An 18,041-nucleotide genomic window follows, 5' to 3' on the forward strand; every position below is an offset into this window, starting at 1 on the left:
GCCTTTTCAGACAGCCTCTTTTTTCTTGACCCTATTAAAAGGCTATTACACTAAATATTTTCCCAGCAATGTTCTTTTCTTAGGATCTAGTGCCTGGTTATTTACAGCAATTTGCAAAAAGTCCTGGTTCTTTTCTTTTGCATAAATCAAATGGAAAAGTTCTGCAACACTTAAACTCTTATCAGGGCGCTCTATTAAAGTGAAGTGATCATTCTTCGCTACAGATCCTTCTTCTAGAATACTTACATAGGTTCCTGCATAACCTCTTTTAATAAATTGTTTCAGGACGTTTTGATCTCCAAATTTATAACCGAGTTTATAACAGGGTTCTCGATAATCTGAAACCTGCACTACGGCATCACCCACTTTATAGACATCACCTAAGAAAACCTTTCTTTCATCAAAATCTGCTACGGTTAGATTCTCTCCAAACATACCCCAGTTCCACTCCAGGTTGGGATAAAGATTCTTCCAATATGGATACTGTTCTACAGAAAATATATAACAGGCCTTGTAAAAACCACCGTGATGTTTACGATCTGAAATTTCATCATTCATCACATTGTTTTTCGCCAAATAAACAGCTTCATCGGTAGGTATTTTATAGATACCTGTTAGTACTTCTTTTGAATTCCAAATTATTTTAGTCGGTTTTCCAATATTGGTTGAAATTATTTTCACGTAGCTAAAAATTTATTTTATAAAAGGTATTAATAGGAGTATTCACCTTTAATCACCCATTCCAATTTCCAAATTCACCATTTTGATAATCCTGGAAAGCCTGCTGGACTTCCTCCTGTGAATTCATCACAAAAGGACCCTGTGCAACGATGGGTTCGTTGAAAGGTACAGCGTGGCCTAGAAGTAGGATGCTTTCTTTGTGGGCTTCAATTTCCAGTTTTTTACCATCATTATTAAATTCAACGAGGTTATGCATTTTTGCTTCTTTCCCGTTCACTTTTACCTTACCCTTTATCACGTAAAAGAAAATATTCCTATCAGAAGGAATTTCTACCGAATATTTACCGCCTTCAGCAAAATTTACAGTAGCCATCTGGATATCGTTTAATGGATCAAAAGCGCCTTTTTCACCTTCCCAGTTTCCTGAAACTGCAGCTAATTTTACTTTTCCTTCATTTAGATTTAGCTGCGTAATATCTTCTTTCTGAAGTCCTACATAATTTGGTTCGGTCATTTTATGTTTTGCCGGTAAGTTTACCCAAAGCTGAAGAATCTCCAATTCGCCACCTTTCTTTTTGAATTCTTCTGAAGAAACTTCAGCGTGAATAAGTCCTTTTCCCGCCGTCATCCATTGTACACCACCTGCTTTTATAACACTTTCAAATCCGCCACTGTCTTTATGGGTTAAATCGCCCTTCAAAATAAAAGTCACAGTTTCAAATCCCCGGTGGGGGTGAGGGCCAAACGGCAATCCATTATTATTTACAGGATATTCCTGGTAGCCGTGATGGTTTAAAAACAAAAACGGATCTATATGATCTACAGAATTTGTGGGCAGGGCACGATAAGTAATTAGATCGGCGATAGGGGAACTTACCGCGGTATGTATTTTTTTAATGCTTCTCATAAAATTGATTTTACTCTTAATTAAAAATAAAATTATTGGCGAGTTTCAACTCATCTTCTGAAATGGTATGTGGCCGGTTTTTATAGATTTTCACTTCTACATTAGCATTCATTTCCCTTAATATTTCAGCTGAATCTTCTACTCGCTCAACCGGAACGTGAGGATCTGGATCTCCGGTACCTATAAAAATTGGAGTTCCATTAAAATCTCCCGAATAATTTTCAGTATAAATCTTATCGCCAATGAGGCCGCCGGTAAAAGCGGCAACCCCGCCAAATCTTTGGGCGTTGCGGGTTACAAATTCCAGCGTTAGGCAGGCGCCCTGTGAAAATCCGGCAAAATAAATATTTTCTGATGCTATGCCGGTTTCTTTAATGTCTTCAAGTAATTCTTCTAAAACTTCTAAAGCCGATGAATATTCGGGTTCATTTTGTGCTACTGGTGCTAAAAATGAATTCGGATACCAGGTAAAATCTGTAGCCTGTGGTGCTAAAACTGCGAAGTCCTGGGGGTTTAACTGATTGGCCAAAGAAAGAAATTCTTTGGCACTGCCACCACGGCCGTGGATTAAAACCAATACTTTTTCGGCTTCCCGTAGTTCTTTTCCCGCGGTATATATCTCTTTTTTGTGCATTGTTATAATTTTAAATTAAGATACTAAATACCAATAAAAAAGTCCCGAAAAACGGGACTTTTAAAACAATTTTTAGAATTGACTCACTAAGTGAGAATAGATAGCGTTAATCTAATTAATTATCGTCGTTATCTATCTTTACTTTTTTCTTCACTTCGCCGTCATCTTCTTTGATTTTAATCTTTTTATCATCGGTCTTTACTTTAACCTTATCATCTTTCACTTTCACCTTTGCATCTTCTTCCTCGGCTAATTGTTCAATTTCAGATTTCTCTTCTTCTTCCCTGCAGGACACAACCGTAAGGCTTAATGCCAGAATTAATAAAATTGATTTTAATGCAATTTTCATAGTTAATAGTTTTAGTTATAAGGATTAAATGTAGGCAAAAAACTCAATCTTTTTTCGCCAGTACTGCTTTTTCTGAAAATTCAACCAAATCTACTTTTGGATTTCCATAAAGTTCCATTTCGCTTCGGTTTTTAGCAGTAAGTGTAAGGTTTTCAAGAACTTCAAGTTCATTTTTAGATTTACCTTCAGCAATAACTACTGCGTTTCTTGCACTTAATCTTCTGCCGTCAAACTTAGTAGAATGTTCAGAGCGTAGTTGTAGATCGTCTACTTCACCTTCAATACGAGCGCTGGCTTTTTCATAGATATCTACTTTAAATCTGGGTGCATTCACCAAAGCTTTAATATCGCTAGACTCGTTAAGCTGAAAATAAGCATCTTCTGCAGTTAAATTTAATTCTACATCAGCTTTTCCCTCATTAAAAAGATCAAATTTGGTTGCGGTTACGGTTAGGTATACTTTAGCATCATCTGCCGTGGTTATTTTTAATTCTTCAGAATATAAATCTTCATCTGCTTCCAATTCTGTGTTGCCCGAAACTGTAATTTTTTCAAGATTTTGAGGGTAAGTCAGTGTTATTTCCTGCGATTTGCTTCGGCCTATCTTTTTTGTAGGCTTTAAGTATAAAACCTGGTCTACAACTTCGCCTCTTATTATTCGGTGTAAGTTATCATCGGCTTCAACTTCCATCATCGCGGTAGATCCTTGCTTGAGGGTAACTTCAAAATCACCGCCTATTTCTACACTATGGAAATCTGCTAAGCGTGTTTTTTCGGTGGTTACGTTTCTGCTTCCTTTTACTTTTTTTGCACCACAGCTAAATGCCATAAAAATGCTTAGTAAGAGTAGTATCTTTTTCATAAAAAATAAGGGTTTAACACAAATATACTAAAAAAGCCTCCGGATGGGAGGCTTTTAAGACTTGCTTAGCATTCATTGAAAGCTATGATGCAGTGTTCGGATAAGATTTCATTACTTTTTATGTAATCTTTAACCAGTAGATCATTTTCTTGTGCCGGTTCTCCCAGGTTGAAGAGTAGCATTAGTAATTGCAGAACTAATTGTATCATAATTCTTCATTTTCAGGATTTTCTTCTTCTTTTTTAACCGGTTTTTTATCTACCGTTACCCCTCTACTATTTATTTGAATGTTTACCTCTTCATCTCCAGAATTTATCCTGGCGTTAAAGTCGCCGTCTTCATCCCATTCATCTTCACTTTCGGTTTCCCATTCCTCTACCGGGCAATCTTCACAAATAGCGGCATCTTCTGTGATTTTTAAAACTTTTTCTTCGTCGCCGTTTATTAAAATATCTCCCCAGTAGTCTGTATTTCTATGAAATGAATTTGTATTATCGTCTGCCACCAGGCTAGCGCCTTCGGGTAAATATAAGGTAACTTGCACTTCCTGATCCCGATACTTATATTTTGCAGGCGAAGTAAAAAAGCTGTTCAGCAATAATTGGTTGTCATTAAAATTGGTGTTATACATTATATTTTGAGCGCGTTCTCTGGCTTCTTTGTAATCTTTACCTTCTGCCGACTTTACTACTTCCAGTTTGGCAAGGGAGTCTTTAGTTGGTTTTACAATTAGGCGAATATCTGAGCTGTACATTACCTTTTCATCATTCTCATCATATTTAATTTTGAAATCTGAACTTCTGTAAATACTGGATGAGTAATTTGAATTGGCCTGCATTCCCAGGTAAAGTGTATCGTTAGCCGATATTTGCAGTGTTTCTGTAATTACCTGTTCTCCATCAAAAGCACGATGGGTGGCTTGCTGTACCGCTATTACCGATGCTCCTATAAAAGCCAGTATCCATAATCCCAATAAGACTAATTTAGCAGGGGTCCCAATAGACCTTAATCTGCCTACAAGAATCTTTAAGCCTAAAATGAACAGGAAGAAAAATGGAATTCCTGCCAGCAAAAAGCTAATTAGCCACAGTAACCAAAGCGGCGCTCCACTAACTGCCATTTCTACATAACTACTCCAGGGTGCGTCTATAAGACCAAAGGTACCAACGGTAAACAAGCCAATAAAAAGACTGATTAATGCCGCACCGGCTATTAATATTAGGATGATTCCAATTAGTTTTACAAATACCTTTAAAATAAAAGCGATTACATCACCTATAGCAGAGGCAGCAGAGTTAGCTCCGCTTTTAGCCTGGTTGCCATATTTTTGATAATCTACATCTTTTACCTTTCCGGTAACATTATCAAAACCCTCACGAATCTTTTTTTCTATATTGCTAATAGTGACCTCCTCTCCACGCATTGCAAGTTTATCGGCTGTAGATTTAGCTTCGGGAACAAAGATCCAAAGTGCAATATAAATTAGGATAAACGCACCACTGGAAAAAATAGTTAGCAAGATCCAAAGTAAGCGTACCCAAATAAAATCTATTCCTAAATAATGCCCCAGTCCAGAAGAAACACCGCCTACATAAGAATGTTCGGTATCTCTAAACAGTTGTTTTCCCGGAGATTTAGTGGTTTTTGTATAAACCGGTTCATCTTCAAAGATCTCTTCATCTACCATATAATCTTCGGGTTGCCCCATAATGGCGATTACTTCTTCTACTTCTTTAATTCCAATAACCTGGCGGTCGTCTTTTTTCTTCTCATTGAACAATTCAGCAATACGTGCTTCAATATCTGCTATAATCTCATCTTTTCCCTGGGTGTTGGTAAAAGAGCGTTTAATAGCGTCTAAATAATGTTGCAGCTTGGCATAGGCGTCCTCGTCTATATGAAAGAATATACCGGCAAGATTTATATTTACTGTTTTATTCATGATTCTTATTTTTTTGATTGGTTACAACGTTTACAGCGGTTTGGAGTTCGTCCCAGGTGCCGGTAAGCTCCTTTAGGAAGAGTTTCCCGGTATCGGTAAGTCCGTAATATTTTCGCGGTGGTCCGCTGCTGGATTCTTCCCAGCGATAACTGAGCAATCCTGCATTCTTTAACCGGGTTAAGAGCGGATAAATTGTGCCTTCAACCACCAGTAATTTCGCGTCTTTAAGGGTGTCCAGGATTTCGGCTACATACGCATCTTCATCTTTTAAGACTGAAAGAATACAGTACTCCAGTACACCTTTACGCATTTGAGCCTTGGTGTTTTCTATCTTCATAGCGTTTCGTTTTGAGGGTTGTTAAACTGTTCATTTTTTGATTGTTGATGGTTATTATGATGATTATTAGAATCTTTTCCTATAAAATTGATGCTTAACGGAAAAGAGTAATGTTCTCCATTACTGGCTTTAATACTTGCGCTTATCACTGCAAAGATTTCGATGAAAAACAAGAGCGAAAGCAAAATGGCAAATACACTAATCGTGATGACTATAGAAATTGCCTGGCCCATTTCGTCTATATAAAAATGCTCGGGACCAATTGCAAAGGGTACATCACCACCCAGCCGAATAGCCTGAAAAAGAATAATTGAAATTCCTACGGCCAATATTAAAATGGTGTAGAGAAAGAGACTAATTTGAAAATTGATTGCCTTCCTGCCGTGATCGTCTATGAAGGGCTTTTCTTTTTTAGTGAGCCATAATATTAGTGGAAATATAAAATTCCCTAACGGAATAATAAATTTACTAAAGACCGATAAATGCAGGATTGTGGCCAGTGTTTTTTCTTCTTTTGCTATCTTTGAGTTCATAACCTATTAATTTACATTACAAATATATGGTTAAAAGAAGGTATTTTGCAAAACATAGTACTAAAAATTAACATATTTTTATGAAATTATTTCTGAAGTCATATTGATTAATTTGAATACATTTATTAAAAACAAACTATTTCTAATGACATTAAATAAGAATAAACTCAATAAATTTCTAATGCTGAAACTGCCAAGCGCCTGGCTTTGTGGGGTTCGGGTAAGTGAGATTGAAGAAGATACCTGTAAAGTAGGTGTGAAGTATAAATGGATAAATCAAAACCCATTTAATAGTATGTACTTCGCTGTGCAGGCAATGGCAGCAGAATTAAGCACCGGTGCGTTGGTAATGGGAAAAATTAAACAGTCTAATAGAAAAATTTCTATGCTGGTTGCGCAAAATAGGGCCACGTTTACCAAAAAAGCGACGGGCAAGATTAATTTCTACTGTTATGATGGTCATTTAATAGACGAAGCTATAGAGAAAACACTTGCCACGGGCGAAGGGCAAACCTTATGGATGAAATCTACGGGAATAAACGATACTGGTGAACAGGTGGCCGTATTTGAGTTTGAATGGACTATAAAAGCAAAGTAAAATGAATGCACACGAAATAGATTACCAAATTTTTGGGGAAGAAATGCAATATGTAGAATTAGAGCTGGATCCTCGTGAAGCTGTTATTGCCGAAGCCGGTAATTTTATGATGATGGACGATGGGATTAGAATGGATACTATTTTTGGCGATGGCTCTAAAGAAAACGAAGGTTTCCTGGGTAAAGTTTTAGGTGCGGGCAAACGTTTGCTTACCGGAGAAAGTTTATTCATGACGATTTTTAGTAATGAAATTCAGGGCAAAAAGCGTATTAGTTTTGCTTCACCTTATCCCGGAAAAATTATTCCTATAGATCTTACCCGATATGGAAATAAATTTATTTGCCAGAAAGATGCATTTTTATGCGCTGCCAAAGGAGTTTCGGTAGGAATTGAATTCAGTAAAAAACTGGGGCGCGGTTTTTTTGGAGGTGAAGGTTTTATTATGCAAAAACTGGAAGGCGACGGGATGGCCTTTGTTCACGCCGGTGGCACGATGGCAAGAAAAGAATTATCTCCCGGTGAAAAATTAAAGATAGATACAGGCTGTATTATTGGCTTCACCCAGGATATAAATTATGATATTGAATTTGTAGGCGGAATTAAAAATACGTTTTTTGGCGGGGAAGGACTTTTCTTTGCAACCCTTACCGGCCCGGGTACAGTTTACGTGCAATCGCTTCCCTTTAGCCGCCTGGCTAACCGAATTTGGCAGGCTGCACCACAAGGAGGTGGGAAAGATAAAGGAGAAGGTAGTATTCTTGGCGGTATAGGTGATGTGATAAGTGGCGATCGGCGATTTTAAGAATTGTTAAACAGCGGTAAATTAAAAGATCTTTATAAATTTTTTATTATATTTAGGTGCTTTTAAAAAATCCGTTAGCCTATTAAAAGATTTCTACTTTTTTAAACCTAACTTCTAATTTAAATCTTTCAAATTATGGCAAGAGCGATGTTTGAATACACCAAAACTGTACTGGATAAAGTCAGTTTTGATCCCATCTTGTTTTGTAGAGAAGTGAAAAAAGCACTTCAACGACTTTTACCTCATGAAATAGAGGAACTTCGTATCTGGATTATAGCACTAACCCGCAAAAATCCTGAACTTAATCAATGTTTAACCTATTTAAATACATAAAAAAAGCGGCTTTTGAGCCGCTTTTTATTTTCAATAAAATTTCCTTTGTTTAAAATAAAACAGTAGGAATTATTTTATCCCTGGTATTCTTTTTTCTTATTCACAGGACTTATAATTTTCACATTGTGAAAAGCGATAGCACCTTTTACAACACCTGCAATGGTACTTTGTATAGCTTCAATAATCTGCATTTTTAATTCACTGCGGTTGTAGATAAGGCTTACTTCTCGTGCGGGTACCGGCTCTGCAAACATCCTTAAATTTTTCTTTTCAGAATCTTTAATATCAAGGGTATGCAAATAGGGGAGCAGTGTCATCCCTAAACCTTCGTTAGCCAGTTTTATTAAAGTTTCAAAACTTCCGCTTTCCAACTGAAAATGATCATCGTCGTAATTTCTGGAAGATTTACATAGGTTAAGAATACCATCTTTAAAACAATGCCCATCTTCAAGCAGCAACATATCGTCTATATCCAGGTCGTTGATTTCAATCTTTTCCTTTTTATGAAGCCTGTGACTGTTTGGTATATAACCTACAAATGGTTCATAATAAAGTACATTTTCTTTGATTCCCTGCAGTTCAAGTGGGGTTGCGGCAATTGCAGCATCTAAATGTCCTTCTCTTAAACGTTCAATAATTGCATCGGTATTTAGTTCCTCAATCTTAAGCTTTACTTTAGGATATTTCTTAATAAAATTATTGATGAACATAGGCAGTAGAGTAGGCATAACCGTGGGAATTACACCTAGTTTAAAAATACCACCTACAAATCCTTTTTGCTGATCTACTATATCTTTAATCCGGTCACTTTCATTCACAATATTTCGCGCCTGTTGCACAATTTTTTCCCCGGTTTCAGTAAGCTGAATAGGTTTTTTGGTTCTATCAAAAATCTGTACATCCAGTTCTTCTTCCAGCTTTTGAATTTGCATGCTTAAGGTAGGCTGGGTTACAAACACTTTTTGTGCCGCCTTGGTGAAATTCTTATGTTCGGCAACCGCCAATACATAATGCAGTTGTGTAATCGTCATAACTTGAAGCTTTATTATTACTGCAAATGTATTGGTTTTTTCTATTCCGAATTAAAATAAATATGATTTTATCTATACGCAAAGAAGAATATTAAACTTTTGAAACTAAAACCTGAGGTTTACTTCTTTCTTCTCGCCATCAAAATTGAATTTCGCATCTTCCCAGATTGGTGGCCCATATAAATTCATTTGATTGTTAGAGACTCCATAATCTTCAGTAGGCATACCATTTGATTCAAAATCCATTCTCTGGTTCCCATTTTTATCATGGTAGGCAGTTACAGCATAGGTTCCAGGTGGTATTTCACTAAAAGTGACCATTGCAACACCGTCCTTAATTTCACTTACTTCTCCCTTTACTGGTGCTTGTTTAAGAAAATTATCTTCATTAAAAAGGGCGAAATAAACTTTTCCTTCTTCCGATGCAATGTTATCTACACTAACACGAATGTTACCCGAATTTTCTGTTTGGGCTAAAGCAAGGTTGCAAAGAAAGAGACTAAATAAAATGGCAATTGTTTTCATAATTAGTTAATTTTTATTGGTTTATAGCCTCAAAACTAATTTGATTTATCCTTTAGATTTAATAAATAATACCGAGTTGTAATTTTTGAGTGCTGAATTGTAGATTCTTCAAAAGAAAAGAGAAAAAAGAGTAAAGAGGAAAGACCGAAAGAAAATTGGGATTGGTTTAAGACTGGAGCGAACTCGTCAAATATACTAACTTCCAGATAAAGGATTACAACGTGCTGCGTTGCTTGTAATGGCGGGATTAGAGTATTCCCCTCGCTTTAATTTCAAGGTATTTATTGATGGCATTTATACTTAAATCTTCGGGTTTGGTGAGTAAAGTATTAATCCCGTGTTGCCTTAATTCGGCGGCCATTAGTTTTTTATCGTGGGCAAAACCTTCCGCAATTACCTGGTGAGCCATATCGGTAGTATTCTCAGGACTGCTACTTATCACTTTATCCAACTCGGTATTTTCAAAAAATATAACCACTAAAACGTGTTTTTTATTAATGGCCTTTAAATAGGGAAGCTGTCTTTTTAAAGCCGAAATATGTTCAAAATTGGTGTATAACATCAGCAAACTGCGTTGTGTAACTCTTTGTCGCAAATTACTGTAAAGCATATTAAAATCTGAATCGGGAAATTGAGTATTGATATTATATAAACGCTCCATTATTTGTTGCAACTGGCTTAGTTTTGCATTGGCTTTTAAGATGTTTCCAATTCTTGATGAAAAAGAAATTAGCCCAACTTTATCCTTTTTCTTCAGCGCTATATTAGAAAAAGCCAGGCTACTATTAATTGCATAATCCAGCAAACTCAAACCATTAAAAGGCATTTTCATTACCCGGCCGGTATCTATAATTGAATAGATTGGTTGCGCTTTTTCATCCTGAAACTGGTTTACCATAAGGTCGCCCTGTTTGGCGGTAGCTTTCCAGTTTATGGTTCGCACATCGTCTCCCGGCACATATTCCTTAATTTGTTCAAATTCCATCGTGTGGCCAATCCTTCTAATTTTTTTTAATCCTGGTTGTGATAAACGATTATCTATAGCTAAAAAATCCAGTTTTTTCATCTGAATAAAAGATGGATAGACCTTCAGCATTTGCTTGTTTCCAAAAACCGAGCGTCTTTTCACTAACCCAATTTGGGTAAAAACGTAAATGTTTAGTTTTCCAAAGTAATATTCCCCACGAGCAACTGGCCGTAAATAATAGCTGAATTTTTCAGAATTACCGGCGCCAATCTTTAATTGTTTTAAAAAATCCCGCTTTTGAAACTGTATAGGGATTTCATCAATAATTTCAGTATAAATAGAAAAGCCATAGTTATTTTCCAGGATTATTTCCACTTCATTTTCATCTGAATTTGAGAATTTCTGCGGAAGAATTCTTTCGGCATTTATTCGGTTAGATTTATACAGGCTAACCAACTCGGCTAGAAAAAACAATAGCAGGATAAGGCTTAAAACCCAGGTGAATCCGTATAAAAAATCAAAGAAATAAGAAAATAGAAAGAGCAATGCGATAGCAAAGATCGCATAGAAAAAACGCTGATTTAAATATAAAGATTTTAAGAAGTTAAGCACTAGCGTGGAATTTCTACAGATTGCGAGATCATTTCTATTACTTCTTTGGCAGTAATTCCTTCCATTTCACGATCGGGACTAATAATTAATCTATGCGCTAAAACAGGATTTAGTGCTTTTTTAATATCCTCTGGAATTACAAAATCTCTTCCGTTTATTGCTGCAAATGCTTTAGAAGCGTTCATCACCGCGATAGATGCCCGGGGAGAAGCCCCAAGATAAATGTGAGAGTGATTACGGGTTTTACCTACAATACTGGCAATATAATGCATCAGTTTTTCTTCCACAATAATCTCCTGAATCTGGCCTTTTAACTCGTTTAGATTCTTAGGATTCAAAACAGCTTCAATCTGTGAAATAGGTAACGAGCCCTTGCGGTCGTGGTGGGTTTTTAGAATATTTATTTCGTCTTCAAGACTGGGGTAATCCACTTCAATTTTAAATAAAAAACGGTCTAATTGGGCTTCGGGCAGGGCGTAAGTTCCTTCCTGTTCTATAGGATTTTGTGTAGCCAGGACCATAAATGGCGCTTCCAAATCATGCTGCACCCCATCTATGGTAATTTGGCGCTCTTCCATCACCTCAAACAAAGCTGCCTGGGTTTTAGCAGGAGCGCGGTTAATTTCATCTATTAGAACGATATTGGAAAAAATGGGTCCGGGTTTAAATTCAAATTCACCTTTTTGCGCGTTTAAGACCGAAGTTCCTAAAACATCACTCGGCATCAAATCTGGTGTAAATTGAATTCGGCTAAAGTTTGTTTCCAGGCTTTTAGCAAATAATTTTGCGGTTAAGGTTTTGGCCACACCGGGCACACCTTCAATTAAAACGTGACCGTTAGAAAGCAGGCCTGCAATTAAGAGTTCTACAAAATCGTTTTGACCTACAATTACTTTGGCCAGTTGGTTTTTTAAACTTGAAACCGCTTGTTTAAGATCGTCCAGCGGGATGCGACTGCCAAAATCTAAAGATTCGTTTTCATTATTTATTTCGTTTTCCATTGGAATGTGATTTAAAATTATTTATTGCCTCAGAAAGTTCATAAAATTCACTTTTACCGGCACTTTTATTATTTGAGAGCTTTTCGATTTTCTCAAAAAGTTTCTTTCCTGAAGCTACGCTGTTTCCAGATTTTGCCGCCAGTAAGGTATAGAATTCTTCGTCTATGGTTTTTGTTGAAATTTTATATTGTAAACGAATATATTCAAGAAATAAATTGACTTTCTTAGAGATCAATTCTTCATATTCTTTTTCTTCTAAATAAAGATTTCCAACAGTTTTGGCATATTCGTAACTCTGATTTTTTAAAGGATCTACCACCGGAATAGACCGCTGTTTTCGTTTTCCTTCAAAAATAATGAACAAAACGCAGCCGGCCAGCAGAAAATAATAGGCCCATTTAAGGCGGGTATCACTTAGTAAAATATAAAGCGGGGAAGAATAATATGTTTTTCCGGCTTTATAATAATTATCCAAAAATACCTGGTTTCCCATTTCCATATAAGCCAGGATATTTTCGGCATATTCGTAATTCTTATTGCTTAGTAAAAAGTAATTCCCAAAAGCTTCAGGGGTATTATGCAGGTAAATTTTCCCTTTTCCAAAATCGGACCTTATAAAATTAGGTTGACTGTTTTTTTCATCTCCCTGGATATTAATTTTTCCCAGAACTTCGATTTGCGCACTGTCTTTTTGATGAAAGTAAAGTGACGAAAATTCATTTTTAAACTTAAAATCGTTTTCTTTTTTTAAAGCTGAGTTTTCAAAATTCAATTGTGGTTTTGAACTTAGATCGTTTTTAGGAATAAAAACCTTATTTTCTAAATGAAGTGTATCTAACAACTCGGGACTAATTCCCCTGGCCGATATAAAAAGATGATTTCCATTAGAAACCCAATCAAGCAATTTATTTAACTCATCCTGATCAAAATACACGGCATTATTGAGGAAAAAATAGGTGCCGTTTTCCAGGCTATCAGATAGTTTTTCGAATGGTGGAACGTCAATTTCTTCAAATTTCCAGTTTTCAGTATTTTTCCAGCTATCATAAAAAACAAAACTTCCCAGTGGGATTTTATCGTCACTCATATAACTGGGCGTCCAGTTTACCGGTTCAGGTTCTGTAGCTTCCAGGTAAGTGAGAAAAATTACCAAAAGCAGGAATGCAGCAAAGAAGAGTTTTGAAGTCTTACCCATTATTTCCGCTTTTTAGGTTATTTTCCATTTGGCTGAATTCCCGGTTTACTTTCTGAAAACGCGATTTAGAAAGGTCAAAATCCCCATACCAGATAAAATCGTAAAGTCGGGTGATTTTGGTGAACTGGCTTTTTATTTCAGTCTCCTTTATTTCGTTAATATAATCTTCATTTGTTTTTTGAAATCTATACGAAATATGCTCTTTTTGATCAAGCAAACGCAAGCTCTTTAAGTATAAATACCGAACAGCAAGGCGATAATTTTCTTCTCGAATCGCTTTTTCAATTAATGAAGAGATATCTGCCGATTTTACGATTTCTTCTTCTTTTTGAAGATTGACTCTTCCGGTAATAGGTGCAGCCATCACTGCATTCCCTGGATTTAATCTAATAAAAAGCCAGGTAATTAAACCAAGGACTAAGATTAGGAATATATAGGGTAAAGCTGAGAGAACTGCACTCCAAAAAGCGTTGGTTTGGTAATCGCCAAAAAGCCATTGCAAAAAAGCATTCCATTTAAGGTTAATCCAACGTTTTAAGCGGGTCCACCAGGAATCTTCTTCAATCTTTTCTAGATAATCAAATGCTTTATCAGATTTATAAGCTTCAATTTTTTCAGCATCAAAATTAGCTTTCTCCAGATTTTCTTCAGAGGAATTCTGAACCACTTCCGTAGAATCAGTCATCGCTTGCTCTTGCGGAATTAAGTTTCCGAAGAAAATAAAACTGAAAAGAAGAAAGACTTTAATCATTAATTGTTTTTACCAAGATTTTCAATGCTTTCGTAGGCGCCGGTAAAGTATTTTATTTCATTAAGGTTATAATAAACAAAAGCAACCCCAATTGGTGTAATGGCGTAAAGCAGGTATTGAATGGCAGACGCAATTATGGTTAAGGTGAGATAAACCCAATCAAATAACTCGGCAACATTTGTTGAAGAAGCCGAATTTTCTTCCATAATTGTGAACATTTTTACAAAAGTATAAATGAGCACCGGTAGTTGAAAAATAAGGCTGATGATATACACGATAAGCCAGATTAAGAAAAGGCTTATAAAACTCATCCACCAATTATCTTTTACCAGGTGAAAACCTTCAGAAATGCTACCGCCAATACTTTCGCTTTTAAAAACAAGTACCGCAGCCGCAATACTAAGCGGAACACTTAAATAAATTCCGGGCAGAATAAAAATTATAAGTCCGGCGAAAATCAAGATCCAGGTAACGGCGCCAAGTCCAAACATTTTTCCTAAATCTTTTTTCACGCCTTGTTTAACCTCCTGGTGACTGGCTTCTCCATTATTAGTAACGTAAGATTTTATAAAATGAAATGCCGCCACGTTCATTACTGAGAAATATAATAGTAGCCCAACCATTAATAAGCCAAAACCGATAAAAAACCCGCCATCCTGATTGAACATTAAAGAATTACCAACCGTGGTATACGAATAGTAAGATACGGCAGCGATTAAAAGCAGAAACGCCGGCCAGGAAATTTTTATAACACTTGTAAAATAGGCTTTATAATTTTCACGAATAAACTTAAACGTATAGCTTATAATATCGCCCAGCTCTCGCTGTTGCTTAAAATCAATGTAATCCTGCTTCATGAATTTGTTGTTTTTTATGTAGAAATATGGGGTAAAAAATATAGTAAAATAGAATTAGTGCCAGGGAGCTACCAATAATTAAAATCGCCAGCCAATCGGGCATTTGGGTTAATCGGGTTACGAAGCCTTCCAGAAATCCCGCCAGGATAAAAAATGGAATGGTACTAATCACGATTTTTAATCCGTTTTTAACGCCCTTTACAAAAGAGGTGAGACGAGTGTAAGTGCCGGGGAAAAGTATACTTTTTCCAACTACCAGTCCTGCGCAACCCGCAATAATAATTACTGAAATTTCAATAGTACCGTGAATCCAAATTGTTCTGGCAGATTCCCAAAGTAAGCCTTGGTCGTAAAAGAAATATTGAAAGGATCCGAGCATTACTGCGTTTTGCATTAAAATAAACACCGTGCCAATTCCTGCGAGGATTCCCATACTAAAAGCCATTAGCGAGACCCGAATATTATTGATCGTAATTCCCAGGAACATATCGGTTTCAGACATTTTTTTATAAACCGCCATAGGATCTCCTTCAGCAATATTCTGTAAAGTCATATTCACATAGGCATCGCCTAAAATACTTCTCACAAAAGTATGATCTGATGCTGCTGAAAATGCGCCCGCCGCAGAAAAAAGCGCGAAAATTAAAAAACTTAGCAATAATTGTTTCTGAAACTTATAGAAAAACAATGGGAATTCTTTTGTAAAAAAGGTGATAAACCGGTTTTGTGATTCTTTTTTATTTTTATAGATTTTTTGATGCGCTGAAGCGGCTAACTGATTTAAATAGTTAGTAATATTGCTTTTAGGATAAAACGTTCTGGAATAGCTTAGATGGTCGCTAATTTCAATATAAATATTAGAGAGCTGCTCTGGTCTCAGTATATTTTTATTTTGAAGCTGGCTTTCAAATTTAAGCCATTTATCCTTATTTTGCTTCACAAATGCAGCTTCTCGCATGGTTTTTCTATTATGACTCAAAGAAACAGATTAAATGGATAATTTTCAAATTGAAACCGCTCAAAATATAAGTATTAATCAGAATGTTGCGAGCGTGGGCGATCGTATCCTTGCTTTTATCGTAGATGCTTTTATAATTGGGTTGTATATAGTAATAAGTTCTTTGGCTTTGGCCGGTACGGGGCTTGATGCCGCAGGGCAATGGGTTTACTACCTTGTAATGGGCTTGCCTTCGCTATTATATTATTTATTATGGGAGAGTTTATATAATGGGCAAACCCCGGGAAAGGCCGCTTTACAAATTAGGGTAGTAAAGATAGATGGCAGCCGGCCCGCTTTTGCTGAATATTTAATCAGGTGGTTGCTTCGGTTTATTGATATTTCTATTAGTAGTGGAGCTATTGCGGTGGTCACTATTTTATTAAACGGAAAAGGGCAGCGGTTGGGCGATCTAGCTGCAAAAACCACGGTGATTTCTGAAAAACCAAGAACGAATTTAAATCGAAGCCTGGCAGTAGATGTTCCTGAAGGCTACCGACCAAAATATCCGCAGGTGAGTGTTTTAAAGGATGCAGATGTACAAAATATTAAAAACCTCTATCAAACTGCGAGAAGAAGTCATAACCACCGACTTATTCTATCACTTTCAGAAAAATTATCAGAATTACTGGAAACTCAACCGAAGGAGTCTCCTATGGAATTTATTCAGCAGGTAATTACAGATTATAATTATTATACCCAGCGGGCCTAATTAATTATTTCAATATCCATTTCCACGTTATTAATTGGCCATTCAGATTGGCCGGTCTCAACCTCTTCAATTTTTTCGGCAACCTCCATTCCTTTGGTTACACGCCCAAAAACAGTATGGTCGTTATTTAAATGTGGGGTTCCGTTTTCTTTCATAACAATAAAGAATTCAAAAGGCGAAGAAGCTTTACTCACATTTTGCTCACTATATTTTGCTGCTGAAAAAGCTCCGTAAGTATGTTTATGGCCGGTATCAAATTCACTGGGAATTAAATAATCTCCAATTTGTGAGCGCTGGCGGGGAGTAGTAACATTATCTGAATTCCCTCCCTGAATCACAAAGCCGGGAGCAACACGATGAAAAAAGGTACTGTTAAAATAACCTTCTTTTACCAGCATTATAAAATTGGCGCGGTGTAGGGGAGTATCTCTAAAAAGTTCTACTTCAATATTGCCAAAACTGGTAATGATTCTCACCCGGGTTTCCGGATTTTCTTTCCCGTACTGAGTTAGAAATGGAATTAATTCTTCCTGTGCAATGGGAAACTCTTTGTTGCTTTGAATAGAATCGCTTTGGTAAGAGGTTTCTTCAGCTTTACTATATTTTGCTCTCAGTGAATCTAATTTGGAAGTTTTTTGATTAACTTCTTCTTTATCTAAAGGCTTTTCCGAAGCATTTTTACTGGAAGATTCCTTATCTTCACAACTTGCAAAAAAAAGAATTAGAAAAAGATAAACGAAAGCAAGCGAGATTTTCATGGATTTTCAGGATTTTAAAGACAGGATACCAAATTTAAAAAAAATTGTCCTTCCGGGAGAAAAGGCGCATCATAAATTAGTGCCCGGCAACCGCATTGAAGAGATGAGAAATCTTGATATTAAAAGCCTTAAGCCTAATAAAGCTGGTGTTATGGCGGTTTTTTATCCCGATAATTTTGGAAAAACTCATCTGGTTCTAATTTTAAGAAAAACCTATAAAGGCGTTCATTCTAATCAAATTGGATTTCCCGGTGGCCGCGTTGAACCTGAAGATGATAACCTGCAACAAACTGCTTTACGTGAAACAGAAGAGGAAGTTGGAATTCCCAGGAATAATATTGAAGTAATAAGAGAGCTTACCCGTTTGTACATTCCGCCCAGTAATTTTTGGGTACAACCTTATTTAGGTTTGCTGGAAAAAACGCCGAATTTAATTCCGCAAGAAAGTGAAGTAGAACGCATCTTAGAGGTAGATTTAGATCATTTTTTAGATCATTCTAACTTTGTGAACCAGGAGTTGAGCACAAGTTACTCAAGTAAAATGGTTGTTCCTGCATTTAGATTAAATGAACAAATTGTTTGGGGAGCTACGGGGATGATGTTGAGTGAAATTCGGGAAATTTTTAGAAAAAGCTTTTAAAAACTAAGAATTACTAT

General features: G+C 36.4%; 23 protein-coding genes. 5 read left to right on the forward strand and 18 right to left on the reverse strand.

Going from position 1 to position 18,041, the window contains the following annotated elements:
- Positions 1-45: 45 nt before the first annotated feature.
- The 9 genes from B4F31_RS09130 to B4F31_RS09170 form a co-directional block, all read right to left on the reverse strand.
- A complete protein-coding gene (locus B4F31_RS09130) occupies positions 46-681 on the reverse strand; it encodes an MOSC domain-containing protein (RefSeq protein WP_093305992.1) in 636 nt (211 codons plus the stop codon).
- A gap of 52 nt (positions 682-733) precedes the next feature.
- Complete coding sequence (locus tag B4F31_RS09135; RefSeq protein WP_093305994.1) at positions 734-1,588, reverse strand: pirin family protein; 855 nt, start codon at positions 1,586-1,588, stop codon at positions 734-736.
- A gap of 16 nt (positions 1,589-1,604) precedes the next feature.
- Complete coding sequence (locus tag B4F31_RS09140) at positions 1,605-2,222, reverse strand: alpha/beta hydrolase (RefSeq protein WP_286761161.1); 618 nt, start codon at positions 2,220-2,222, stop codon at positions 1,605-1,607.
- 115 nt (positions 2,223-2,337) lie between these two features.
- Positions 2,338-2,571 carry a hypothetical protein gene (locus B4F31_RS09145; RefSeq protein ID WP_093305998.1) on the reverse strand — a complete coding sequence of 78 codons (234 nt, stop codon included), beginning with the start codon at positions 2,569-2,571 and terminating at the stop codon, positions 2,338-2,340.
- A gap of 43 nt (positions 2,572-2,614) precedes the next feature.
- Positions 2,615-3,433, reverse strand: coding sequence for a GIN domain-containing protein (locus tag B4F31_RS09150; RefSeq protein WP_093306000.1), 819 nt, complete (start codon positions 3,431-3,433; stop codon positions 2,615-2,617).
- 65 nt (positions 3,434-3,498) lie between these two features.
- Entirely contained in the window at positions 3,499-3,642 is a 144-nt protein-coding gene (locus B4F31_RS09155; protein WP_156858148.1) for a hypothetical protein, read from the reverse strand.
- Positions 3,639-5,375 (reverse strand): PspC domain-containing protein, encoded by a 1,737-nt coding sequence (locus tag B4F31_RS09160; RefSeq protein WP_075327211.1) that lies wholly within the window; start codon positions 5,373-5,375, stop codon positions 3,639-3,641. The genes B4F31_RS09155 and B4F31_RS09160 overlap by 4 nt, the downstream gene beginning before the upstream one ends.
- Positions 5,368-5,712, reverse strand: a complete 345-nt coding sequence (locus B4F31_RS09165) for a PadR family transcriptional regulator (protein WP_075327210.1) — start codon at positions 5,710-5,712, stop codon at positions 5,368-5,370. The genes B4F31_RS09160 and B4F31_RS09165 overlap by 8 nt, the downstream gene beginning before the upstream one ends.
- Positions 5,709-6,245: a DUF4870 domain-containing protein gene (locus B4F31_RS09170; RefSeq protein WP_093306002.1), complete on the reverse strand. Its 537-nt coding sequence runs from the start codon at positions 6,243-6,245 to the stop codon at positions 5,709-5,711. Before B4F31_RS09170 ends, B4F31_RS09165 begins: the two co-directional genes overlap by 4 nt.
- Before the next feature lie 145 nt (positions 6,246-6,390).
- Here B4F31_RS09170 and B4F31_RS09175 point away from each other — a divergent pair, with 145 nt between their 5' ends.
- The 3 genes from B4F31_RS09175 (at position 6,391) to B4F31_RS09185 (ending at position 7,978) form a co-directional block, all read left to right on the forward strand.
- On the forward strand, positions 6,391-6,843 hold the full coding sequence (locus B4F31_RS09175; RefSeq protein ID WP_075327208.1) for a DUF4442 domain-containing protein: 453 nt from the start codon (positions 6,391-6,393) through the stop codon (positions 6,841-6,843).
- 1 nt (position 6,844) lies between these two features.
- Positions 6,845-7,645: a TIGR00266 family protein gene (locus B4F31_RS09180; RefSeq protein ID WP_079734281.1), complete on the forward strand. Its 801-nt coding sequence runs from the start codon at positions 6,845-6,847 to the stop codon at positions 7,643-7,645.
- 135 nt (positions 7,646-7,780) lie between these two features.
- Positions 7,781-7,978 carry a hypothetical protein gene (locus tag B4F31_RS09185; protein WP_075327206.1) on the forward strand — a complete coding sequence of 66 codons (198 nt, stop codon included), beginning with the start codon at positions 7,781-7,783 and terminating at the stop codon, positions 7,976-7,978.
- 74 nt (positions 7,979-8,052) lie between these two features.
- Here B4F31_RS09185 and B4F31_RS09190 read toward each other — a convergent pair whose 3' ends face one another.
- From B4F31_RS09190 to B4F31_RS09225, 8 genes are all read right to left on the reverse strand, one after another.
- Positions 8,053-9,009 (reverse strand): LysR family transcriptional regulator, encoded by a 957-nt coding sequence (locus B4F31_RS09190; RefSeq protein WP_075327205.1) that lies wholly within the window; start codon positions 9,007-9,009, stop codon positions 8,053-8,055.
- A 105-nt stretch (positions 9,010-9,114) separates the two neighbouring features.
- A complete protein-coding gene (locus tag B4F31_RS09195; RefSeq protein ID WP_075327204.1) occupies positions 9,115-9,534 on the reverse strand; it encodes a DUF2141 domain-containing protein in 420 nt (139 codons plus the stop codon).
- Between the two features lie 247 nt (positions 9,535-9,781).
- Positions 9,782-11,113 (reverse strand): DUF58 domain-containing protein, encoded by a 1,332-nt coding sequence (locus tag B4F31_RS09200; RefSeq protein ID WP_286761162.1) that lies wholly within the window; start codon positions 11,111-11,113, stop codon positions 9,782-9,784.
- Positions 11,113-12,114, reverse strand: coding sequence for an AAA family ATPase (locus tag B4F31_RS09205; protein WP_208225899.1), 1,002 nt, complete (start codon positions 12,112-12,114; stop codon positions 11,113-11,115). The genes B4F31_RS09200 and B4F31_RS09205 overlap by 1 nt, the downstream gene beginning before the upstream one ends.
- Positions 12,095-13,309, reverse strand: a complete 1,215-nt coding sequence (locus B4F31_RS09210) for a DUF4350 domain-containing protein (RefSeq protein ID WP_075327201.1) — start codon at positions 13,307-13,309, stop codon at positions 12,095-12,097. Before B4F31_RS09210 ends, B4F31_RS09205 begins: the two co-directional genes overlap by 20 nt.
- On the reverse strand, positions 13,302-14,060 hold the full coding sequence (locus tag B4F31_RS09215) for a hypothetical protein (protein ID WP_075327200.1): 759 nt from the start codon (positions 14,058-14,060) through the stop codon (positions 13,302-13,304). The genes B4F31_RS09210 and B4F31_RS09215 overlap by 8 nt, the downstream gene beginning before the upstream one ends.
- Complete coding sequence (locus B4F31_RS09220) at positions 14,060-14,917, reverse strand: hypothetical protein (protein ID WP_093306013.1); 858 nt, start codon at positions 14,915-14,917, stop codon at positions 14,060-14,062. Before B4F31_RS09220 ends, B4F31_RS09215 begins: the two co-directional genes overlap by 1 nt.
- A complete protein-coding gene (locus tag B4F31_RS09225) occupies positions 14,898-15,875 on the reverse strand; it encodes a stage II sporulation protein M (protein ID WP_286761185.1) in 978 nt (325 codons plus the stop codon). The genes B4F31_RS09220 and B4F31_RS09225 overlap by 20 nt, the downstream gene beginning before the upstream one ends.
- A gap of 34 nt (positions 15,876-15,909) precedes the next feature.
- Here B4F31_RS09225 and B4F31_RS09230 point away from each other — a divergent pair, with 34 nt between their 5' ends.
- Entirely contained in the window at positions 15,910-16,626 is a 717-nt protein-coding gene (locus B4F31_RS09230) for an RDD family protein (RefSeq protein ID WP_075327197.1), read from the forward strand.
- Here the strand turns inward: B4F31_RS09230 and B4F31_RS09235 are convergent.
- Complete coding sequence (locus B4F31_RS09235; protein WP_075327196.1) at positions 16,623-17,384, reverse strand: peptidylprolyl isomerase; 762 nt, start codon at positions 17,382-17,384, stop codon at positions 16,623-16,625. The two genes, B4F31_RS09230 and B4F31_RS09235, sit on opposite strands and share 4 nt — an antisense overlap.
- On the opposite strand from B4F31_RS09235, the gene B4F31_RS09240 reads away from it, so the two are divergent.
- Complete coding sequence (locus tag B4F31_RS09240; RefSeq protein WP_075327195.1) at positions 17,383-18,024, forward strand: NUDIX hydrolase; 642 nt, start codon at positions 17,383-17,385, stop codon at positions 18,022-18,024. The genes B4F31_RS09235 and B4F31_RS09240 overlap by 2 nt on opposite strands.
- The last annotated feature ends 17 nt before the right edge of the window (positions 18,025-18,041 follow it).

The sequence above is a fragment of the Salegentibacter sp. UBA1130 genome (genome assembly GCF_002311535.1).
Lineage (GTDB): Bacteria > Bacteroidota > Bacteroidia > Flavobacteriales > Flavobacteriaceae > Salegentibacter > Salegentibacter agarivorans.